This is a genomic window from Pseudomonas sp. HMSC067G02 (genome assembly GCF_001813485.1).
Classification (GTDB): Bacteria; Pseudomonadota; Gammaproteobacteria; order Pseudomonadales; family Pseudomonadaceae; genus Pseudomonas; species Pseudomonas aeruginosa.
The window spans coordinates 1-2,072 of the sequence record NZ_KV812619.1 but is presented as its reverse complement, the minus strand read 5'-3'; the positions used below and the strand labels follow the sequence as shown (position 1 = coordinate 2,072).

The window sequence follows — 2,072 nt, the reverse complement described above, 5'->3', positions numbered from 1 at the left end:
TCAGGCGCGCCGCGGTTTTCCGGCGATGTGCGCAACAATTTGCACAGTTTTTTTGACGTAGCATCCGCGCGATCACGCACTTCGGATCAAGCACGGCGAACAGGGACGCCAGCCGTGCAGGTTTTTCGAGAAACAGGGGACAGCGGATGTTCAACCCGGCCAACCAGACCCACTTCAGCCTCAGCCTCGACGGCCTCCGTCACGACCTGCAGGTTCTCGAATTCAGCGGCCACGAAGGCATCAGCCGGCCCTACCGCTTCGAACTCGAACTGGTCAGCGAGCGCGCCGGCCTCGACCTCGAAGCGCTCATGCACCGACCCGCCTTCCTCGCCTTCACCCCGCAGGGCCAGGGCGTCCACGGGCTGGTCTACGGCGCCGCCCAGGCCGACGCGGGCAAGCGCCTGACCCGCTATCGCCTCACCCTCGTGCCGCAACTGGCCTACCTCGCGCAGCGCAGCAACCAGCGGATCTTCCAGCACCTCACGGTGCCGCAGATCGTCGCCCTGGTCCTCGAGGAGCACGGCATCCTCGCCGACGCCTACCGCTTCCAGCTCGGCACCCGGTATCCCGAGCGCGAATACTGCGTGCAGTACGACGAAAGCGACCTGCATTTCGTCCAGCGCCTCTGTGCCGAAGAGGGCATCCATTTCCATTTCCGGCACAGCGCCGAGGCGCACCTGCTGGTGTTCGGCGACGACCAGACGGTGTTCCCCCGCCTGGGCCGTCCCACCGCCTACGTGCACGACAGCGGGCTGGTCGCCGACGAACCGGTGATCAAGCGCTTCAGCCTGCGCCTGGCCAGCCGCACCACGCGCACCACTCGCCGCGACTACGACTTCGAGAAGCCGCGGCTGCTGCTGGAGGCCGGCAATCGCCCCGCTGCCGACGCCCCGGCCGAGCCGGACCTGGAGGACTACGACTACCCCGGTCGCTTCGTCGATCGCCAGCGCGGCAAGCTGCTCAGCCAGCGCGCCCTGGAGCGGCACCGCGCCGACCGGCGCCTGGGCGAAGGGGTCAGCGACCAGCCGCTGCTGGTCAGCGGGCATTTCCTGGAGATCGCCGAGCACCCGCGCGCGGAGTGGAACGACCTGTGGCTGCTCAGCGAAGTCTTCCACGAAGGCAAGCAGCCGCAGGTGCTGGAAGAGAACGTTACCTCCGACACGTCGGCCAGCACGGACGACTTCCAGCAGGGCTACCGCAACCGCTTCCTCGCCACGCCCTGGGAGGTGTTCTTCCGCCCGCCGCTGGAGCACCCGAAGCCGCGCGTGCTGGGCAGCCAGACCGCGGTGGTGACCGGCCCGCCAGGCGAGGAAATCCACTGCGACCGCTACGGCCGGGTCAGGGTGCAGTTCCACTGGGACCGCGAGGGCCAGGGCGACGACAAGAGCAGTTGCTGGCTGCGCGTAGCCAGCGGTTGGGCCGGAAACGGCTATGGCGGCATCGTCATTCCGCGGGTCGGCATGGAAGTGCTGGTGGACTTCCTCGAAGGCGATCCCGACCAGCCGCTGGTCAGCGGCTGCGTCCACCACGCCGCCCACCCGGTGCCCTACGAGTTGCCGGCGAACCAGACCCGCAGCGTCTTCAAGAGCCTCAGCAGCCCTGGCGGCGGCGGCTACAACGAGCTGCGCATCGAGGATCGCAAGGGCCAGGAACAGATCTTCGTCCATGCCCAGCGCGACTGGGACGAGAACATCGAGCACGACCAGAAGATCCGCGTCGGCCACGAACGCCACGACACCGTGGAGGCGAACAGCTACAGCGAGTTCAAGGCCGAGGAGCATCACACCGTGCACGGAGAGCGCAAGGTCGAGCTGAAGGCCGATGACCACCTGACGGTCGGCGACAGCCAGCACGTGAAGCTCGGTCGTGCCTACCTGGCCAGGGCCGGGCGCGAGATCCACCTGAAGGCCGGGCAGAAGATGGTGATCGAGGCTGACAGCGAACTGACGGTGAAGGCCGGCGGCAGCTTCATCCGGCTTGACGCAAGCGGCATCGCCATCAGCGGCCCGCTGGCACGGATCAATGCAGGCGGCGCGCCGGGAAGCGGCTCGGGGATCGCGATCAAGATGCCG

Annotated in this window: 1 protein-coding gene; it reads left to right on the top strand. The window is 67.7% G+C overall.

Annotated features, from left to right (window positions below):
- Positions 1 to 146: 146 nt before the first annotated feature.
- The coding region (gene tssI, locus HMPREF2914_RS01240) for a type VI secretion system Vgr family protein (protein WP_070702793.1) at positions 147 to 2,072 on the top strand (1,926 nt) is incomplete at its 3' end.